This is a genomic window from Mesorhizobium sp. M4A.F.Ca.ET.050.02.1.1, from assembly GCF_003997725.1.
Classification (GTDB): Bacteria; Pseudomonadota; Alphaproteobacteria; order Rhizobiales; family Rhizobiaceae; genus Mesorhizobium.
Map to the genome: position 1 here is coordinate 1 of NZ_RZSG01000062.1, position 15,460 is coordinate 15,460.

Sequence of the window (15,460 nt, forward strand, 5' to 3'; positions counted from 1 at the left end):
GAGGTTCTCGATCGGCGCGCTTCTGCCATTGCCGAAAACGAACAAGCGATGGGCGAAGTTCAAGCAGCCGAACTGGAAGAGCGCGAAGCACGCGAATTGCTCGCGCGGCTGGATGCGACTCTTTTGGCGCGTGACGCTGCCGAACAACTGGCCGGCTCGGACAACCGGTTGAAACAAGCCGAAGTCGCCAGAACCCAGATCGAAGATGGAGAGGCAGCACTGGCGATGCTGGCGGTGCCGGAACAAGCTGTCGAGCAACTCCAGGCGCTCGAAATCGAGATCGCCAGCCTTCGTGCAGCTCACCTGGCAACCCTGCCGACGCTATGCATGGAATACCGGGACGGCGCCGCCGATTTGGTGACCATCGATGCCAAGCCCTTGCCCCATGCAGAAGACCAAAGCTTTGCTGGCACCGTACGCCTGGATATTGCCGGCATCGGAGCCTTGACCCTGCGATCGAATCGGCCGCAGCAGGCCGACCGGACCATCGAAGACGCCGAAGCGAAGCACCGCAGCCTGCTTGCGTCCCTCGGTGTCGATAGCCTCAGGACGGCACGCCAGCGCCTAGTGGAAGCGCGCGACAAAGCTACCGAACTGGGCTTGGCGCGTCAGCGACTTGCCGATCTCGCGCCCAAGGGGATACAGCAATTACACGAGGAGCTTGCTCGTCTGAGTGCCCTCGGGGCCGGGGACCTCGAACTCAAAGTCGATCCAGAACAGATCCGGCAACATCATGCCGCAGCCGAGCAGCGTGTGGCGACAACACGCAACAGCGTGCGCGAGGCCTTGCCTTTGCGCAGCCATGCCGACGAGGCTGTCATGGCTGCGGAGACGGCTTATGTCACCATCCAGGCGGAACTGACCAGCCTCGAGGTCATATTGGGACCCGATGCAGCGCGCGAGGAAAAGGGGCGCTTGCTGCTCACCGAGGCCACCGCACGACAAAAGCTGCGCGAAGCGGCCGAAATGCGCGCTGCTCCCCTGCGCGACGGCGCTCGCGATCTCACCAGCGCTGAAGCCGTTCTGCGCCGCGCCCGTTCGGTTCAGGATGCCGCCACACAGGAAGCAAGTCAGTTGCGTGTAACCCTGGCCGATCTCAATGGCCATATTCGCACTCGGTCCGACGACGCGGTGGAAGAAGCTTTGCGCGAGGCCACAGAAAAATTGGAAATCGCTGGAGAGCGAGCGAGACGCTTCGAATTCGAAAAAGCCGTCCTCGACCGGCTGCGCACGACGCTGGTCGCTGCGCGCTCGACGGCACGCGATCTTTATCTGAAGCCGGTCATGTCCGAGCTGCGACCGCTGCTTGGATTGCTATTCGATGACATCTCCATAGTGTTCGACGAGAACACACTGTTGCCACAGACCGTTCGCCGCAATGGTCAGGATGAGGATGTCGATAGGTTGAGTGGCGGCATGCGAGAACAGCTTTCGGTTCTGACACGTCTGGCCTTCGCCCGTTTGCTTGCCCGCGACGGCCGACCCACACCGGTTATCCTGGATGACGCTTTGGTTTATTCCGATGACGACCGCATCGAGCGCATGTTCGACGCTTTGCATCGTCAATCACACGATCAGCAGATTCTCGTTTTCTCCTGCCGCCAACGCGCGTTTGCAAAACTCGGCGGTAACATTTTGCAGATGAGCGACTGGCAACCGGGTCGGTCATAAGCGGAGATCGCGCAGCCTCAGCTAGGGCGACGGCAGATCGTATCGTGTTACGATTGCAATGCCGTTTTCGATCTCGATTTCGATAACTTCATTAATCAGGAATTCCTCTGGGCCAAGATCCTCGAGGAGAGCATCGAAGAGCTCTCTCTGTTTTTCAGGCCCGACCTGAGGGACGACGATAATCAGGCCGGCGTGAACCGGTTCTTTGGCATAGAGCTTCCTGAAGTCCTTAGCATTGTTGGTGACGAAGGTGAAATCCTCATCGATAATGAGCGGCATGAGGTCCCAGTCGGTTTCGCCGCTTAGCCCAAGCCAGTTGACGTGGTTTGCTTCATGTCCGCGTTCTTGGGCTACCGCAACCAGAGACGTGTGCAGGCACTCATCGATCAGAAACCTCACGAGGTCACACGCGTCTCGACCTGGCCGACGGACCTGGGTCGCCCTTCAAAACCACGCGCTTCGACGACTTTATTTTCACGCCCTGCTCGACCAGCTTCTTAGGCCGCCCACGAACCGGGTGCGCGGCGACCCACATTCTGGCGAGCTCAATCACGCGCGGCGTTAGCTTCGGATATCCCTCCAGAACCTCCGCTTCATCTGCGCCCTGCGCTAGCATCGTCGTGATCATACGAACAGGGATGCGGGTTCCTTTGAAGACAGGCTCTCCGCCCATCACCCCTTTAACGCGGCCGATGGCGGCCTCCGCTTCATCAAGATCCACGATGCGCGCTTTGAGCTGTTTACGTGCCTCGGCGACGTCGACGATCAGCAGGTCGTCGGCCCTTACGGTCTTGGCCCTTGGGGCAGCTTTGATTTCCTCGAACAGGCGGTAGCGACGATCAGCGGGCAATGTCGCACCCACGCCATACCAAAGCTTGAGCCGCAGCAAATCCTCGCCGGTCAATGCCCGTCGGACGACCCCACCGATGCGCCGAGCAGTGCTTGGCACAGTATCGACAATGCGTTTGTCGATCGCATTGTGCACGGCCTTGATTCCTATCCCGCTGACGGCGGCTGCCTCTGCGGGGGTGTAGATGCGAGCAAGTGTGCCCATTATTCTTCTCCTTATAAAGAATAATATAGGCCGTTTGACCCCCTCCGTAAAGGCACGCGTCTTTGGAATCACGGCGGTTAGCAAAGGCGGTGGTGAGCCGAGAGGCCTCACAAACCCTTGGGGCTCGAGATGGCAGACTCGGCGCAGTATAATTGCGCTAACTATCGAATTTGCAGTTGGCGACAAACGACACACGAGTTCGTCGCGGACTTTTAACTCTGCGAAGGCGCGTCTTCGAGCGCTTTGAAACCCTACACCCATCTGCAGGCCATCTGTATCAAGCTTTGGACCAAAACCGTTTCCATCGCTCACGAGCGTTCTCTCTGGGGGTCTCAAGTGGGGCTTGCCCATGGCCACGAATTTTTGGGCGACAGCGGTGCAGAGGCCGCATACCGCTGCCTGCTTGACGTCGCTGACCGTGTCCATGTCCGAAATTTGCCTACAAATTTCGGACGCCCTTGGGCGCGCTAGATTCGCTATGGAAAGCTGGAAGCACTCGCAAGCCCGGTGGCCACAGCGTCTGCAGCGCCAAGCTATTCCTCCGTATCCAAACCCGCATCCTCATGGCCACTAGCCAACTCTGGCATAATTTCACCAGCAAGCAGCTCATCTCTGCTCAGCAGCCCGGCATCCTCGAGCGCCTCGCAGTCCGGGAGATCGCGAAGCGTGTCGAGGCCGAACTCGAGCAGGACGCTTTTGTCGTCACATAGGTGTAGGGAGCGCCGGGCGTCGGACTGCGCGGGTTCGACGCGATCAGGCCGGTGCCGCAGATGGCCGATCAGGTCGCGACTGATTACTTCCCGAAAACCGACGACAATTCGGCGCGGGTAATCGGCTGGAAGTGCCGATGCACATCAGCATCAGCACGTCCGACCACGTCAGGTCCACGGCACGCCCGCTGCTTCCGCAGGCGCGGATGGCATCGGCATAGGCCGGCCGTGTCAGGTGCTTCCAGCCGCCGGCGACAGCGACGAGGTCATAGGGCCGTCCGCGCAGCTCTCGGATGTCGTCGATGAGAAGGTCACGGGCGAGCTCGCGGGAGAGACTGCACCGCAAGCGCGTCCCGCGCGCGCGAACTGCTCGATCAACTGATCTCAGACGACGACGAATCTCGTCCAGATTCCAAAAGCGGTGGCCGCAGCGGCGCTTTGCGGGCTCGCGTTACCACAGATCGCAGAACTGTGATCTCGCCTTGTGCCCGAGACCGCAATCTGGGCTCGCGACGAAGCATATCGCTTGCGATCATCAAAGGACGCGTCGACGCCGTCGGTTGCCTTTTCCACCGCCGCCTCACACATCGTGTTGGGGCTGAAGAGCTACCTGCAAATCCTCGCAACGGGCGCGGCCGCATCCTTGATTTTACAAATTGACACGTCTTGGTTTTTAGAAAATGCCACGTGCGATGATGGCGCCAAAAAAAAATGTCACGCGAGATGATCATGCCTGAGGTAAATGGTCCGCCAAAGTTGGGAAAGGTATACCGGTTGAATGGTGGATAGGTACGCCGGATAAAAAGGGCTTCGGGTTCCGGAAGACGAACTAATCGACGGATAGGCGCTGCTCGTGAGGGAAACTGCATGCGCATTACGGTTATGACCATCCAGGGATGTCGGATATGATCTTGAATAGTGACATTGCAGGCCAAAGAGCGGCCGAGAAGCTAGCAGAGGGCCTGAAATCGCAGGGCAAGCAGCAATACGAAGAAAGGTCGAGGGAACGCGAACGAGATGTGTCTCGTTAGGTCGCACGTTGCACCAGGGGTGCGTCGGAAGGCACTCCGCCGTGTCCTGAAGAGGTAGCCTGCACTTGAGAATAGCCACGGTGGTACCTTATTTTCGGCTGTGAAGCACACGAGACCCGCGACGTGAGACCCAGTTGCTCAATACCCAGTTGCTGGGTGAGCGTGCATGACTGCCAACGGAAGGTCTTGCACGCACCCTCGCGATCTTGAGCAATGGTCGCCATGACTTTCTTCTTGCAGGCTTTTGAGTGGCCCAGCCTGCAATCACCAGACCCCACCGACTCTAAAGAGCGTGGCAGACGGGATAGTCGAGGTTGCCCGGCACAATTACGCTCAAGGCTTGCGCCGCCCAGAGGACACGCTGAAAAGGCAGCATGGGCGCGCAAGCACGCCATTCACGAGAGGTTCGACATGAAGACTATGCAAGAAAAAGACATTCCGGCATTCGTGCAAGCAGTTGTGGAGGCCGGCTGCAACATTTGCGCGATTGGCAACTTGGGATATGTCTTTGGCGATGCTGATTTGACGCCGGCGCAACGGAGGTCCGTCGAGCCACAGCTGCGCAGGATTGCTGAGATCTACGGCGAACGCGATCATCTCATGGACGAGATAGCTGTATATCTGCGGTCGATCGGACGCCATGTCGAGGTTGAGCCGAAGACAGGTGTTTCCTGATGGCCGCGATCGATCGCGTTCCGTAGTCGCCATTTCTATTGGGTAACGAGCAGCCGTCTTCCAACCTCTGAAACAAAAAAGAGGTGACCCCCAAAGGCCGCTCTCGAGACCGCAAGTCTGAGCCGCTAACGCATTGCGATAACCAGGCTGTCCGAACTGGGCGTCGATGCCTTCCTCGACCAGGTCGCGGTAGGCGGCGATCTCATCTACCGCATGCATAGCCAAGCCAGAGAAGTTTTCGGCAGCGGAATTCTCGGTCGCTTCCCCTTTTATGACTAGAGGGTGCGGCCGATCCGGCCGCGACGATCTCGCAGGGATTGCCATATACGGCAACACGAACACCGGCGGATCAATACTCGGATAATGGCGGCCGGCTATGTAGCGATCGATCGCGCACCAACATATCAATGCAATAGCTTAGTTGCTTTCAAAGGCGGGTCTCTACGAACTGCAAGCAAGCTAAACGATTGCGTCAACTCTTCCTCGCAGAGCGAAAACTCCGCGCCCACGCGATTTCTCTGCTGGAACAGCGGCACATCCTCAGCGCCAGGACACGGCCGCCGCCGTCGGGTTTTACGAAGCCGGTGATTGCATAAGTTGCCCGCAAGATATCATTGGTATCGGGAACGCCGCCGATGCCGCATCCTGAATAGAGCGGCCGCTTGCACCTGCCAGCCCGACGACCAGATCATATCTGCAACTCCATCTACCTGGACGTGGTGCAAATCACCTCGCTGAAGCCGCAAATCGTCGCCTTCGACCAGGATAACCACATCCGTGACCGCCTGAGCTACTCGGTCGATCTCGACGCACATGGCCGATACAGTTTTTCCATCCTTCACGAAGCGAATGAGACTTTGGCCATTCCAGCCCTGGTCTACGGGGCGTGACTTGTCCCCGATGCATGCGCGAGCTCTCCGCTCGGCCGGCCGCCGGACGTCGCCACCGGCCGAAGGCGCCCGAAGGCGCCCGAAGGCGCTTGACAAAGCAGCACCGGCCCATTCAACTTGAGGCATTCACCAGGGGAGTCCCGGTAAGGGGCTGAGATACTGCTGGCTTTCGCGGCGCAGTGACCCGTTGAACCTGATCCAGTTCATACTGGCGTAGGGACGGTGCAAGCGCTTCGCGGGAGTCTATGCCCGAGGTCCTGTTTCGGCAGGGCGACCAAAGCGTCTTTTCATCCTTCCGGCACAGAACTGGGTCTCCAATGCATGAGCAAAGGAGCCTCAAGATGAATGCCCTCACCCCCACCGTGTCGACGGGACCGCTGCCCGCCTCACGCAAGATCCACAAGCAAGGCAGCCTCCACCCGCGGATCAGGGTGCCGATGCGCGAGATCGCCGTCCATCCGACCGCCGGCGAGCCGCCGGTGACGGTCTATGACTCCTCCGGCCCCTATACCAACCCTGCGATCGAAACGGACATCGAAAGGGGCCTCGCCCGGCCTCGGCAGGACTGGATCGCGGCGCGCGGAGATGTCGAGGCCTATGACGGCCGCCACGTGCGGCCGGAAGACAACGGGTTCGCGACGGGCGAGCGCCTGACGCCGGAATTTCCGGTCCGCAATCGGCCGCTGCGGGCCAAGGCCGGCAAGGCGGTGACCCAGCTTGCCTATGCGCGCGCCGGCATCATCACGCCCGAGATGGAGTTCGTCGCGATCCGCGAGAATCTGGGCCGCGAGGCCCTGCGCGGCAAGCTTAAGCGCGACGGCGAAGCCTTCGGCGCGGCGATCCCCGACTTCGTCACGCCGGAATTCGTGCGCGACGAAGTGGCGCGCGGACGGGCGATCATTCCGGCCAACATCAATCATCCCGAGAGCGAGCCGATGATCATTGGCCGCAATTTCCTGGTCAAGATCAACGCCAATATCGGCAACTCCGCCGTCACCTCGTCGATGGCCGAAGAGGTCGAGAAGATGGTGTGGGCGATCCGCTGGGGCGCCGACACGGTGATGGATCTTTCCACGGGCCGCAACATCCACAACATTCGCGAATGGATCGTGCGCAATGCGCCGGTGCCGATCGGCACGGTGCCGCTTTACCAGGCGCTGGAAAAGGTGGGCGGCATCGCCGAGGACCTGACCTGGGAGGTGTATCGCGACACGCTGATCGAGCAGGCCGAGCAGGGCGTCGACTATTTCACCATCCACGCCGGCGTGCGGCTGCACTATATCCCGCTGACCGTCGACCGGGTGACCGGGATCGTCTCGCGCGGCGGCTCGATCATGGCCAAATGGTGCCTGCACCATCACCGGGAGAGCTTCCTCTACGAACACTTCGCCGAGATCTGCGACATCTGTCGCGCCTACGACGTGTCCTTCTCGCTCGGCGACGGGCTTCGTCCGGGCTCGATCGCCGACGCCAACGACGCCGCGCAGTTCGCCGAGCTGGAAACGCTAGGCGAGCTGACTCAGATCGCCTGGGCCAAGGACTGCCAGGTGATGATCGAGGGGCCCGGTCATGTGCCGATGCACAAGATCAAGCAGAACATGGACAAGCAGCTCGCCGTCTGCGGCGAGGCGCCGTTCTATACGCTGGGGCCGCTGACGACTGACATCGCGCCGGGCTACGATCACATCACCTCCGGCATAGGTGCTGCCATGATCGGCTGGTTCGGCACGGCAATGCTCTGCTACGTCACGCCGAAGGAACATCTCGGCCTGCCCGACCGCAACGACGTCAAGACCGGCGTGATCACCTATAAGATCGCTGCGCATGCCGCGGATCTCGCCAAGGGCCATCCGGCGGCGAAGGTCAGGGACGATGCCCTTTCCCGCGCGCGGTTCGAGTTCCGCTGGGAAGACCAGTTCAACCTGTCGCTCGACCCCGAAACGGCGCGCTCGTTCCACGACGAGACCTTGCCCAAGGAGGCGCACAAGCTGGCGCATTTCTGCTCGATGTGCGGGCCGAAATTCTGCTCCATGCGCATTTCCCACGACATCCGCGCCGAGGCGCAGAAAGAGGGCATGGCGGCGATGGCGGCGAAATATCGCGAAGGCGGCGATCTCTACGTGCCGGCGGACGAGATCGGCGCACCGCCCATACCACAGGGGCGTGAGCGGTCATGAAGGTGCTGGTCAGAGGGGCCGGCGTCGCCGGCCTCACCGCCGCCTTCGAGCTCGCCATCCGCGGCGCGACGGTGACGGTTGCGGAGACAAGGCGCGGCCTTGGCGGCAATGCGTCCTGGTTCGCCGGCGGCATGCTGGCGCCCTGGTGCGAGCGTGAAAGCGCCGAGCAGCCGGTGCTGGATCACGGACGCGACGCCGCCGACTGGTGGGAGGCGGTGTTGCCCGGCCAGGTGACACGGGCCGGAACGCTGGTTGTGGCAGCGCTGCGCGATGCGGGCGAGCTTGACCGCTTCGCCAGCCGTACGTCAGGCCATCGGCGTGTCGACGAAGACGAAATCGCGCTGCTGGAGCCCGACCTCGCCGGTCGCTTCCGCCGTGGACTGCTTTTCCCCGAGGAGGCTCATCTCGACCCGCGCCAGGCGATGACGGCACTCCACAACAGGCTCGCAGCCATGGACGTCTCATTCCGCTTCGGTACCGACGCCGGGCGGGTTTCCGGTTTCGATCGCCAGATCGACTGCACGGGAATGGCCGCTGTCAACGGCAGGCTGCGCGGTGTTCGCGGCGAGATGCTGATCCTGCACACCCCCGACGTCTCGCTGTCGCGCCCGGTCCGGCTGCTTCATCCGCGCTTTCCGCTCTACATCGTGCCGCGCGCCGACCACCGTTTCATGGTTGGCGCGACGATGATCGAAAGCCAGTCCGGGGGACCGATCACAGTCCGTTCGGTGATGGAGTTGCTTGGCACTGCCTGCGCTCTGCATCCGGCATTCGGCGAGGCTGGTATCGTTGAGACCGGCGTCGGCATTCGCCCGGCTTTTTCCGACAACCTGCCGCGTGTCGAGACTCACGGAAGTACGATCGCGATCAACGGACTTTATCGCCATGGCTTTCTGCTGGCACCCACCATGGCGCGCGAGGCGGCCGAGATTGTCTTCAGTCAGGACAAACCTTTGGAGTCTACACATGAAACTGATCGTCAACGGCGAAGCGCTTGAGACCCCAACCACGACGCTGGCGGCGCTGCTTGCAGCACTCGACTATGAGGGCGACTGGCTGGCCACGGCCGTCAACAGCGACCTCGTGCACAAAGCCAGCCGGGCAGCATTCCAACTGAGCGACGGCGACCGGATCGAAATCCTCTCGCCGATGCAGGGAGGCTAGCGATGTTGGAGCTTCTGGGAACGACGCTTCCCTCGCGCCTGCTTCTCGGCACGGCGCAATATCCTTCGCCGGCCATCCTTGCCGATGCAGTTCACGCGTCGGGCGCGTCGGTGGTGACCGTCTCCTTGCGGCGGGAGATGGCGGGCGGCAAGGCCGGCGAAAAATTCTGGTCGCTGATCCGATCGCTCGGCACGAAAATCCTGCCCAACACCGCCGGCTGCCACTCCATCAAGGAAGCGGTCACGACTGCGAGCATGGCGCGCGAAGTGTTCGGGACGAGTTGGATCAAGCTCGAAGTGATCGGCAACCACGTCACACTACAGCCGGACGTATTCGGCCTTGTCGAAGCCGCCCGTATCTTGTGCGAGGATGGCTTCTCGGTATTCCCCTATACCACCGACGACCTCGTCGTCGCCGAGCGGCTGCTGGAGGCTGGCTGCAAGGTCCTGATGCCATGGTGCGCGCCGATCGGTTCAGCCCTCGGGCCGGTCAACATCCCGGCGCTGCGCTCGATGCGCAGGCATTTCCCCGACGTTCCGTTGATTGTCGATGCCGGACTTGGACGTCCGTCGCACGCGACAACCGTGATGGAACTCGGCTTTGACGCCGTGCTCCTGAACACGGCGGTCGCTAAGGCGGCCGATCCGGTCGGCATGGCGCGCGCATTCGGCAAGGCGGTCGATGCCGGCCGCGAAGCGTTCTGCTCGGGAATGCTCGAACCGCGCGAGGTCGCGATGCCGTCGACGCCGACATTCGGCAGGGCGGTTTTCTCATGAAGCTCGATCCCTTCTACCTGATCGTCGATAGCGCCGCCTGGATCGAACGGCTGGTGCCGGTCGGCGTCAGGCTGGTTCAGTTGCGCATCAAGACCAGGGACGAGACCGGGTTGCGCGCCGAAATCCGCAAGGCAAAGGCCTTATGCGCCGAGCACCAATGCCAGCTCATCGTCAACGACCACTGGCGCCTGGCAATCGAGGAAGGCTGCGACTTCGTCCATCTCGGCCAGGAGGACTTGCAGACCGCCGACCTCGCACGGATACGGGCAGCCGGCATGAGGTTCGGCCTCAGCACGCATGATCATGCCGAACTGGAAACGGCCCTGGCCGCCAGGCCTGACTACATCGCGCTCGGCCCGGTCTATCCCACCATACTGAAGAAGATGAAATGGGCGCCGCAAGGGCTGGAGCGGATCAGCGAATGGAAGCGCCGGGTCGCGCCGATCCCGTTGGTCGCGATCGGCGGCCTCGACCCCGACCGGCTCGGCGGTGTCTTCGCTGCTGGTGCTGACAGCGCAGCAGTGGTCACCGACATCACGTTGAATGCCAATTCCGAGGCGCGCACGCGGGAATGGATCGAAAAGACAGAACGATGGCGCTAGGGCAAGACCCACATGTGCTTGTCGTTGGCGGATCGGATTCCAGCGGAGGCGCCGGGATTGCACGCGACATCGAGACGATGTGTTCCATTGGTGTGCGCACCTGCCTGGCTGTCACCGCGCTAACCGTGCAGACGCACGACGCCGTCATGGAAATCCACAATTCGCCACCCTGGCTGGTGGCCAAGCAGATGCACGCCGCGCTGCAGGCGAACAGGGTAGAGGCGATTAAGATCGGCATGCTCGCGACGGCTGAGACCGTCGTTGCCGTTGCAGCCGTTTTACGTGAAAATCCAGGGGTTCCGGCAGTACTCGACCCAGTGCTGGCGTCAACATCAGGCAGGGTGCTGCTGGAAGCCGGCGCCATCGCCGTCATGAAGCGCGACCTGATGCCACTTTGCCGCCTGATCACGCCCAACCTCTTCGAACTGGCGCTGCTTGTGGGCGCTGAGTGCGCTGCCGACGAGGGTGGCGCGGTCAGGCAGAGTCAGGACTTGCTGGGCGCTGGTGCGCAGGCCGTGTTGATCAAGGGGGGTCATGCTTCGGGACCCCGATCGACCGATATCCTGTTGCGCTCCAATCAAGAACCGATCCGTTTCGACACGCCGCGCCTTGCCGCATCGATGCGCGGGACGGGCTGCATGCTGGCCAGCGTCATTGCGGCGCACCTGGCAAAGGCGCACCCGCTTGAGGACAGCGCGCGTAAAGGCAAGCTTTTTGTATTCGAGAGACTGCAAGAGCATGCAGCCGAATGACGGGGGGCTTTATGTGGGGTCCGCGCAGTCTCGACCTCTTGAAAGATCGAAGATGGCCACCCTGCGCTTGCTAAAAGACCTTGAAAGCGCCCGCATCTGCTCGTGCATCCAAGTCCGTGATCAGCATGTGCCCCGGCGACACGGTGATCGAGATTTCGAGTTCGGCACGAGCGAGCGCATCTTGGGCGGTCAGGCTACTGGCCCAAAATACAGGGACCTCCCCGTCCATGATTTCGACCGCATCGCCCCAGTCGGGAGCCATCAAGTCCTTTATCCCGATAATCGTCGGCTCTCCGACATGGATGGGAGAGCCGTGTGCATGCGGGAAGCGTGCGGTGAGGGCGCGAACCTTGTCGACGTCGCAACGCCTTATCGGGCGCATGGAGACGACCATTTCGCCACCAAACGGGCCGACGCCAAGCGTCTCGATCCTGGTTCGGAATTTGGGCAAGGCTTTGCCGCATCCGATGCTGCGGAGCTGGATGCCCTTCCCGGCAAAGGCGGCTTCGACGGTAAGCGAACTGCCCAGCGCGAAAACGGCAAAGTCTTCTCGCCACAGATCGATGATGTCCGTTTTCTGGCGGATCAGCTCCCCGAAGTAATAGATGTTGTACTGGGGGGCATCGGTGCGGATGTCGATATCGCCCAATGCCGGGAGCAATGGACTGCCGGCTCGGCTCACGCCCACCAATGGACACGGTTTTGGGTTGCGCACGCAGAACCGGTGGAAATCGCCAGCGAAGCTGCGGGGCACTATCACGACATTGGCCTGGAGCTTGCCGCGCGCAAGCCCTCCTGTGTGCCCTTCATAGGCACCCATCCTAACCAGCCTGCGCAGCCTATCCGCATCGACCAGTCGCAAATTGTCATAGAACAATGAAGTGATCTGGCGAGGCATTGGCTTCCAATGGAGATGCACGTTCAGCGGCACGTCGAGAGCGCGTAAGATCATCGGCGGGTCGACCGCTTGTCAAATCGTCAGAATCTTTCCTCAATGATAAATTGTATTTATTGGTCGGCCAATCGTGGCTGTCGTTATCATTAGCGTTTGCGAATAAAGCTTCTGTTCACTGACAACTGCGGCAGCCAATAGCTTCTATCTGGCGGCCGGCTTCGTGCAGGAAGCCAAGGTCCCGATTCATGTAAAACAGCAGAAACGCCGCGTAGAGCACGAAGACGAGACTGAAGACCAGCGTCTTGACCACCAGCGAAAGCGCAAAGACGTTCAGATGTGGCGAAGCGCGTGCCAGGAAGGCAAGCACAATGTCGGACAAGAGCATGCAGATGATGAGCGGGAAGACGAGCGTCAGCGCCATCATCAGGATGCGATTCAGCAGACCGAGGAATATCGCGGCAGCATCCTTGCTGAAGACGGGCAGGAGTTGGTCGATCGGCCAAAGACCATAGCTGTCATAGAGGCTGGTCAGGGAAAGTTCGAAGCCGCCGGCGGCCAGATAGACCGTGACCATGATGACCGCGAGCAAGGTGCCGGTGGCACTCGTCTCGTGGGTCATCATCGGATCGATCAGCGTCCCCATCGTCGAGCCGCGCTGCAGGTCAAGGATATCGCCGGCGGCCTCCGCCGCCCAGAACGGTATGCCCATCGCCAGCCCGAGCGTTACTCCGACTACGACCTCCTTGAGCATGTAGACGACGATCATCGTCGTCGTAATGTCGGTGTTCGTCAGTTTGTTCACGATCATCGGAAAGACCGGAACGGCCAGCGCCAGAGCCACGCCGTTGCGCAGAAGCCCGGATAGCGGCACCCGCGAAAAGAGCGGCATCAGCAGCATGAAACCGGTCATGCGTGCGAGCGCGAATGCGCCTGCCAGCAGATAGAACTGAAGCTCCTTGATGGATGCGAAGAGTGGTTCGACCGGCATCGGCGCGCCTCAACGCGTGACGACGGGGAACTCGTCCAGCGCCGTCGAGGCCTGCTCGGCGATCTGCTGGCCAAGCAGCGGACCGAAGACGATGATGACCAAAAGGATCACGACGAGCTTGATCGTCTGCGGCAAGGACTGGTCCTGAATCTGCGTCAGCGCCTGGGCAAGTCCGACAAGGATGCCGACCGCCAGCGCCGCGATGATCGCCGGGCTGGACGCGAACAGCACCGTCCAAAGCGCGCCTTGGACCTTCGCCAGGATGAAGTCATTGCTCATGCAAAACCCCCGGCGGCGTCAGCCATAGCTCAGGATGAGGCCATGCATCAGCCGCGACCAGCCATCGATGGCGACGAAAAGGAACAGTTTCAGCGGGATCGAAATGAGGACCGGCGAGACCATGATCATACCCAGCGTCATCAGGACGTTGGCGACGACGATGTCGATGATGAGGAAAGGGAGATAAAGCAGGAAGCCGATCTCGAAGGCACGGGTCAGCTCGGAGGCGACAAAGGCGGGAACAAGGATCGAGAGATCGTCGTCCTTGAGATTCTGGCGCGCCTGTTCCGGCCACAGGCGGGTCGTTCCATCGAGAAAGAACTGCCGCTCTTGCGGCTGGGTGAATTTCATAAGGTGTCGTTGCAACGGTTCCCTGACCAGTTGTGCCGCCCTGGCCAGATCATCCGTGGTCTGGAACTGGACCTGCCCCTCCTGAAGCCGCCCCGACATCTCGCTCAGCAACGGCGTCGTGACGTAGACCGTGAGCACGAGCGCTATACCATAGAGTACAAGATTGGGAGGCATCTGCTGGACGCCGAGCGCATTGCGGATCAGAAACAGCACGACCGAGATTTTCAGGAAGCCCGTCATCGTGACGACCGCCAGCGGCAGCAGCCCGACGAAGCCGACGGCGATCAGAATGCCGAGCAGGTTGGGCGAATTCTCAAGCATTGTCGAACATGCGGAGGATTCGCACGCCCAGGCTTTCTCCGATGCGCACAATCTCGCCACGGCCGACACGCTTGCCGTTGGCGATGATGTCCACATTCGCCTCCGTCACATCGGCGAGCGCAACCACTGCACCGGGCGCAAGCTGCCTTACTTCGCCCAGAGGCATTGCCGTGCGGCCGATCTCGAAGGCGAGTGCGACCGGCAGCTCGTCCAGGGTCGACTCTTCCAAAGTCTGGCCGGCCGGCGGCGGCGTGTTCTGGTTCATGCTCCACTCCCAATTCGATCCAGCGATTGCAGTCGGCGCGGCAAGCAATTGCGGCCCGCCGGCGGTCAACGCCACCGGCGCATAAAGGCGCTCGGCAATGATGAGTGCCGCCATGCGTTCCTCTTCCGCGTCCTTGAAAAGCACCACATCGTCAGCCTGCAGGCTTCGAAGCTCGCCAAGGGTGATCGCAAGCGGGCCACGCCGAAGGCAGACCGGCAGCGGAAATTCGGCTGGGATCGGCGGCCTCGCCTTGCCGAGCTCGTCGAGAAGGCGGCCGAACCGCGCCGCCAGGCCTGCGTCTTTGGTGTTCAGGACGCAGACTATGGTTTCATCCTTGCCGGTCAGGACAAAGGCGAATGAGGGATCGTCCGGAGTGGTGTCTCCTGGTGCGACCGAGGTGATCGTGATCGTCCCACCCAGTCTGCCCTCGATCCATTCGAGATCGACTTCGAACGCGGCCTCCAACAGCAGTGCGGCGTGGGCGGGCGCCAATCGTTTCATGTCGGCTAGGTCGTCGGCCCTGGCGAAGCCCTGTTCAACGACGGAAAGCGGCAGGCGCAATTTACCCGTCGTGTCTCCGACCATGAACGCGATGGTCCACAGCTGCTGGTTCTCAGGGTTCGACGCCGACCAGGCGGCGGCGATCGCCACCGCCTTTCCTGCAATCGTTATCTCGGCGGGAGCACGGCGGCGGTAGAAGGCGTTCAATGCGCCAACGTCCACAGCCGCAACAGATTCCAGCGTCAGCCGTTCGCCAATGCGCGACTGTGTGGTCGTGCGTTTCGCTGGTTTTACCCGCGCTTTCGTTTTTGCCGGGGCGAAGGCTTGAGGCATCACATCCATAGTCACAGTCACAGAT

At 61.2% G+C, this 15,460-nt stretch carries 14 protein-coding genes, 3 pseudogenes and 1 riboswitch; of the genes and pseudogenes, 9 read left to right on the forward strand and 8 right to left on the reverse strand.

Annotated features, from left to right (window positions below; all coding sequences use genetic code 11):
- A pseudogene (locus EOA33_RS07535) lies at window positions 1-1,671 on the forward strand (DNA-binding protein); the annotation flags it as partial.
- 21 nt (window positions 1,672-1,692) lie between these two features.
- Here EOA33_RS07535 and EOA33_RS07540 read toward each other — a convergent pair.
- The 3 genes and pseudogenes from EOA33_RS07540 to EOA33_RS40335 all read right to left on the reverse strand — a co-directional run bounded on the left by EOA33_RS07540 (window position 1,693) and on the right by EOA33_RS40335 (window position 3,781).
- The gene (locus tag EOA33_RS07540; protein ID WP_126057625.1) at window positions 1,693-2,070 is read right to left on the reverse strand and encodes a DUF5615 family PIN-like protein; all 378 of its coding nucleotides are present in this window, start codon (window positions 2,068-2,070) and stop codon (window positions 1,693-1,695) included.
- A gap of 4 nt (window positions 2,071-2,074) precedes the next feature.
- Entirely contained in the window at window positions 2,075-2,725 is a 651-nt protein-coding gene (locus EOA33_RS07545; RefSeq protein ID WP_126057624.1) for a DUF433 domain-containing protein, read from the reverse strand.
- Between the two features lie 533 nt (window positions 2,726-3,258).
- Window positions 3,259-3,781: pseudogene (locus tag EOA33_RS40335) on the reverse strand (SMC-Scp complex subunit ScpB).
- A gap of 907 nt (window positions 3,782-4,688) precedes the next feature.
- Between EOA33_RS40335 and EOA33_RS41490 the strand changes: the two are divergent.
- The 8 genes from EOA33_RS41490 (at window position 4,689) to EOA33_RS07590 (ending at window position 11,502) form a co-directional block, all read left to right on the forward strand.
- A complete protein-coding gene (locus tag EOA33_RS41490; protein WP_348627213.1) occupies window positions 4,689-5,141 on the forward strand; it encodes a hypothetical protein in 453 nt (150 codons plus the stop codon).
- 662 nt (window positions 5,142-5,803) lie between these two features.
- Window positions 5,804-6,031, forward strand: coding sequence for a hypothetical protein (locus tag EOA33_RS07560; RefSeq protein WP_245454713.1), 228 nt, complete (start codon window positions 5,804-5,806; stop codon window positions 6,029-6,031).
- Window positions 6,032-6,152: 121 nt separating this feature from the next.
- Window positions 6,153-6,269: riboswitch (TPP riboswitch) on the forward strand.
- Window positions 6,270-6,372: 103 nt separating this feature from the next.
- Window positions 6,373-8,208, forward strand: a complete 1,836-nt coding sequence (gene thiC, locus EOA33_RS07565; protein WP_126056215.1) for a phosphomethylpyrimidine synthase ThiC — start codon at window positions 6,373-6,375, stop codon at window positions 8,206-8,208.
- Window positions 8,205-9,206: a glycine oxidase ThiO gene (gene thiO, locus EOA33_RS07570; protein ID WP_127405353.1), complete on the forward strand. Its 1,002-nt coding sequence runs from the start codon at window positions 8,205-8,207 to the stop codon at window positions 9,204-9,206. The genes thiC and thiO overlap by 4 nt, the downstream gene beginning before the upstream one ends.
- Window positions 9,175-9,372 (forward strand): sulfur carrier protein ThiS, encoded by a 198-nt coding sequence (thiS, locus tag EOA33_RS07575; RefSeq protein WP_126056217.1) that lies wholly within the window; start codon window positions 9,175-9,177, stop codon window positions 9,370-9,372. Before thiO ends, thiS begins: the two co-directional genes overlap by 32 nt.
- A gap of 2 nt (window positions 9,373-9,374) precedes the next feature.
- Entirely contained in the window at window positions 9,375-10,148 is a 774-nt protein-coding gene (locus tag EOA33_RS07580) for a thiazole synthase (protein ID WP_127405354.1), read from the forward strand.
- The gene (locus EOA33_RS07585; protein ID WP_127405355.1) at window positions 10,145-10,750 is read left to right on the forward strand and encodes a thiamine phosphate synthase; all 606 of its coding nucleotides are present in this window, start codon (window positions 10,145-10,147) and stop codon (window positions 10,748-10,750) included. The genes EOA33_RS07580 and EOA33_RS07585 overlap by 4 nt, the downstream gene beginning before the upstream one ends.
- Window positions 10,720-11,502, forward strand: coding sequence for a hydroxymethylpyrimidine/phosphomethylpyrimidine kinase (locus EOA33_RS07590; protein WP_348628224.1), 783 nt, complete (start codon window positions 10,720-10,722; stop codon window positions 11,500-11,502). Before EOA33_RS07585 ends, EOA33_RS07590 begins: the two co-directional genes overlap by 31 nt.
- A 70-nt stretch (window positions 11,503-11,572) precedes the next feature.
- Here the strand turns inward: EOA33_RS07590 and EOA33_RS07595 are convergent, their stop codons facing one another.
- The 5 genes and pseudogenes from EOA33_RS07595 to sctQ all read right to left on the reverse strand — a co-directional run bounded on the left by EOA33_RS07595 (window position 11,573) and on the right by sctQ (window position 15,444).
- Window positions 11,573-12,400: a DUF1445 domain-containing protein gene (locus EOA33_RS07595; RefSeq protein WP_126059217.1), complete on the reverse strand. Its 828-nt coding sequence runs from the start codon at window positions 12,398-12,400 to the stop codon at window positions 11,573-11,575.
- Between the two features lie 169 nt (window positions 12,401-12,569).
- Window positions 12,570-13,385 carry a type III secretion system export apparatus subunit SctT gene (sctT, locus tag EOA33_RS07600; protein WP_127405356.1) on the reverse strand — a complete coding sequence of 272 codons (816 nt, stop codon included), beginning with the start codon at window positions 13,383-13,385 and terminating at the stop codon, window positions 12,570-12,572.
- 9 nt (window positions 13,386-13,394) lie between these two features.
- On the reverse strand, window positions 13,395-13,664 hold the full coding sequence (locus tag EOA33_RS07605) for a flagellar biosynthetic protein FliQ (RefSeq protein WP_126056221.1): 270 nt from the start codon (window positions 13,662-13,664) through the stop codon (window positions 13,395-13,397).
- Between the two features lie 21 nt (window positions 13,665-13,685).
- Window positions 13,686-14,336: pseudogene (sctR, locus tag EOA33_RS07610) on the reverse strand (type III secretion system export apparatus subunit SctR); the annotation flags it as partial.
- Complete coding sequence (gene sctQ / locus EOA33_RS07615) at window positions 14,329-15,444, reverse strand: type III secretion system cytoplasmic ring protein SctQ (protein ID WP_127405358.1); 1,116 nt, start codon at window positions 15,442-15,444, stop codon at window positions 14,329-14,331. The pseudogene sctR and the gene sctQ, both read right to left, overlap by 8 nt.
- Window positions 15,445-15,460 lie beyond the last annotated feature (16 nt).

Coding starts and splice junctions, on each gene's coding strand:
- EOA33_RS07545 (WP_126057624.1), bottom strand. CDS start 2,725: ATGGGCACACTTGCTCGCATCTACACCCCCGCAGAGGCAGCCGCCGTC.
- EOA33_RS41490 (WP_348627213.1), top strand. CDS start 4,689: ATGACTTTCTTCTTGCAGGCTTTTGAGTGGCCCAGCCTGCAATCACCA.
- thiC (WP_126056215.1), top strand. CDS start 6,373: ATGAATGCCCTCACCCCCACCGTGTCGACGGGACCGCTGCCCGCCTCA.
- thiO (WP_127405353.1), top strand. CDS start 8,205: ATGAAGGTGCTGGTCAGAGGGGCCGGCGTCGCCGGCCTCACCGCCGCC.
- thiS (WP_126056217.1), top strand. CDS start 9,175: ATGAAACTGATCGTCAACGGCGAAGCGCTTGAGACCCCAACCACGACG.
- EOA33_RS07580 (WP_127405354.1), top strand. CDS start 9,375: ATGTTGGAGCTTCTGGGAACGACGCTTCCCTCGCGCCTGCTTCTCGGC.
- EOA33_RS07585 (WP_127405355.1), top strand. CDS start 10,145: ATGAAGCTCGATCCCTTCTACCTGATCGTCGATAGCGCCGCCTGGATC.
- EOA33_RS07590 (WP_348628224.1), top strand. CDS start 10,720: ATGGATCGAAAAGACAGAACGATGGCGCTAGGGCAAGACCCACATGTG.
- EOA33_RS07595 (WP_126059217.1), bottom strand. CDS start 12,400: ATGCCTCGCCAGATCACTTCATTGTTCTATGACAATTTGCGACTGGTC.
- sctT (WP_127405356.1), bottom strand. CDS start 13,385: ATGCCGGTCGAACCACTCTTCGCATCCATCAAGGAGCTTCAGTTCTAT.
- EOA33_RS07605 (WP_126056221.1), bottom strand. CDS start 13,664: ATGAGCAATGACTTCATCCTGGCGAAGGTCCAAGGCGCGCTTTGGACG.
- sctQ (WP_127405358.1), bottom strand. CDS start 15,444: ATGGATGTGATGCCTCAAGCCTTCGCCCCGGCAAAAACGAAAGCGCGG.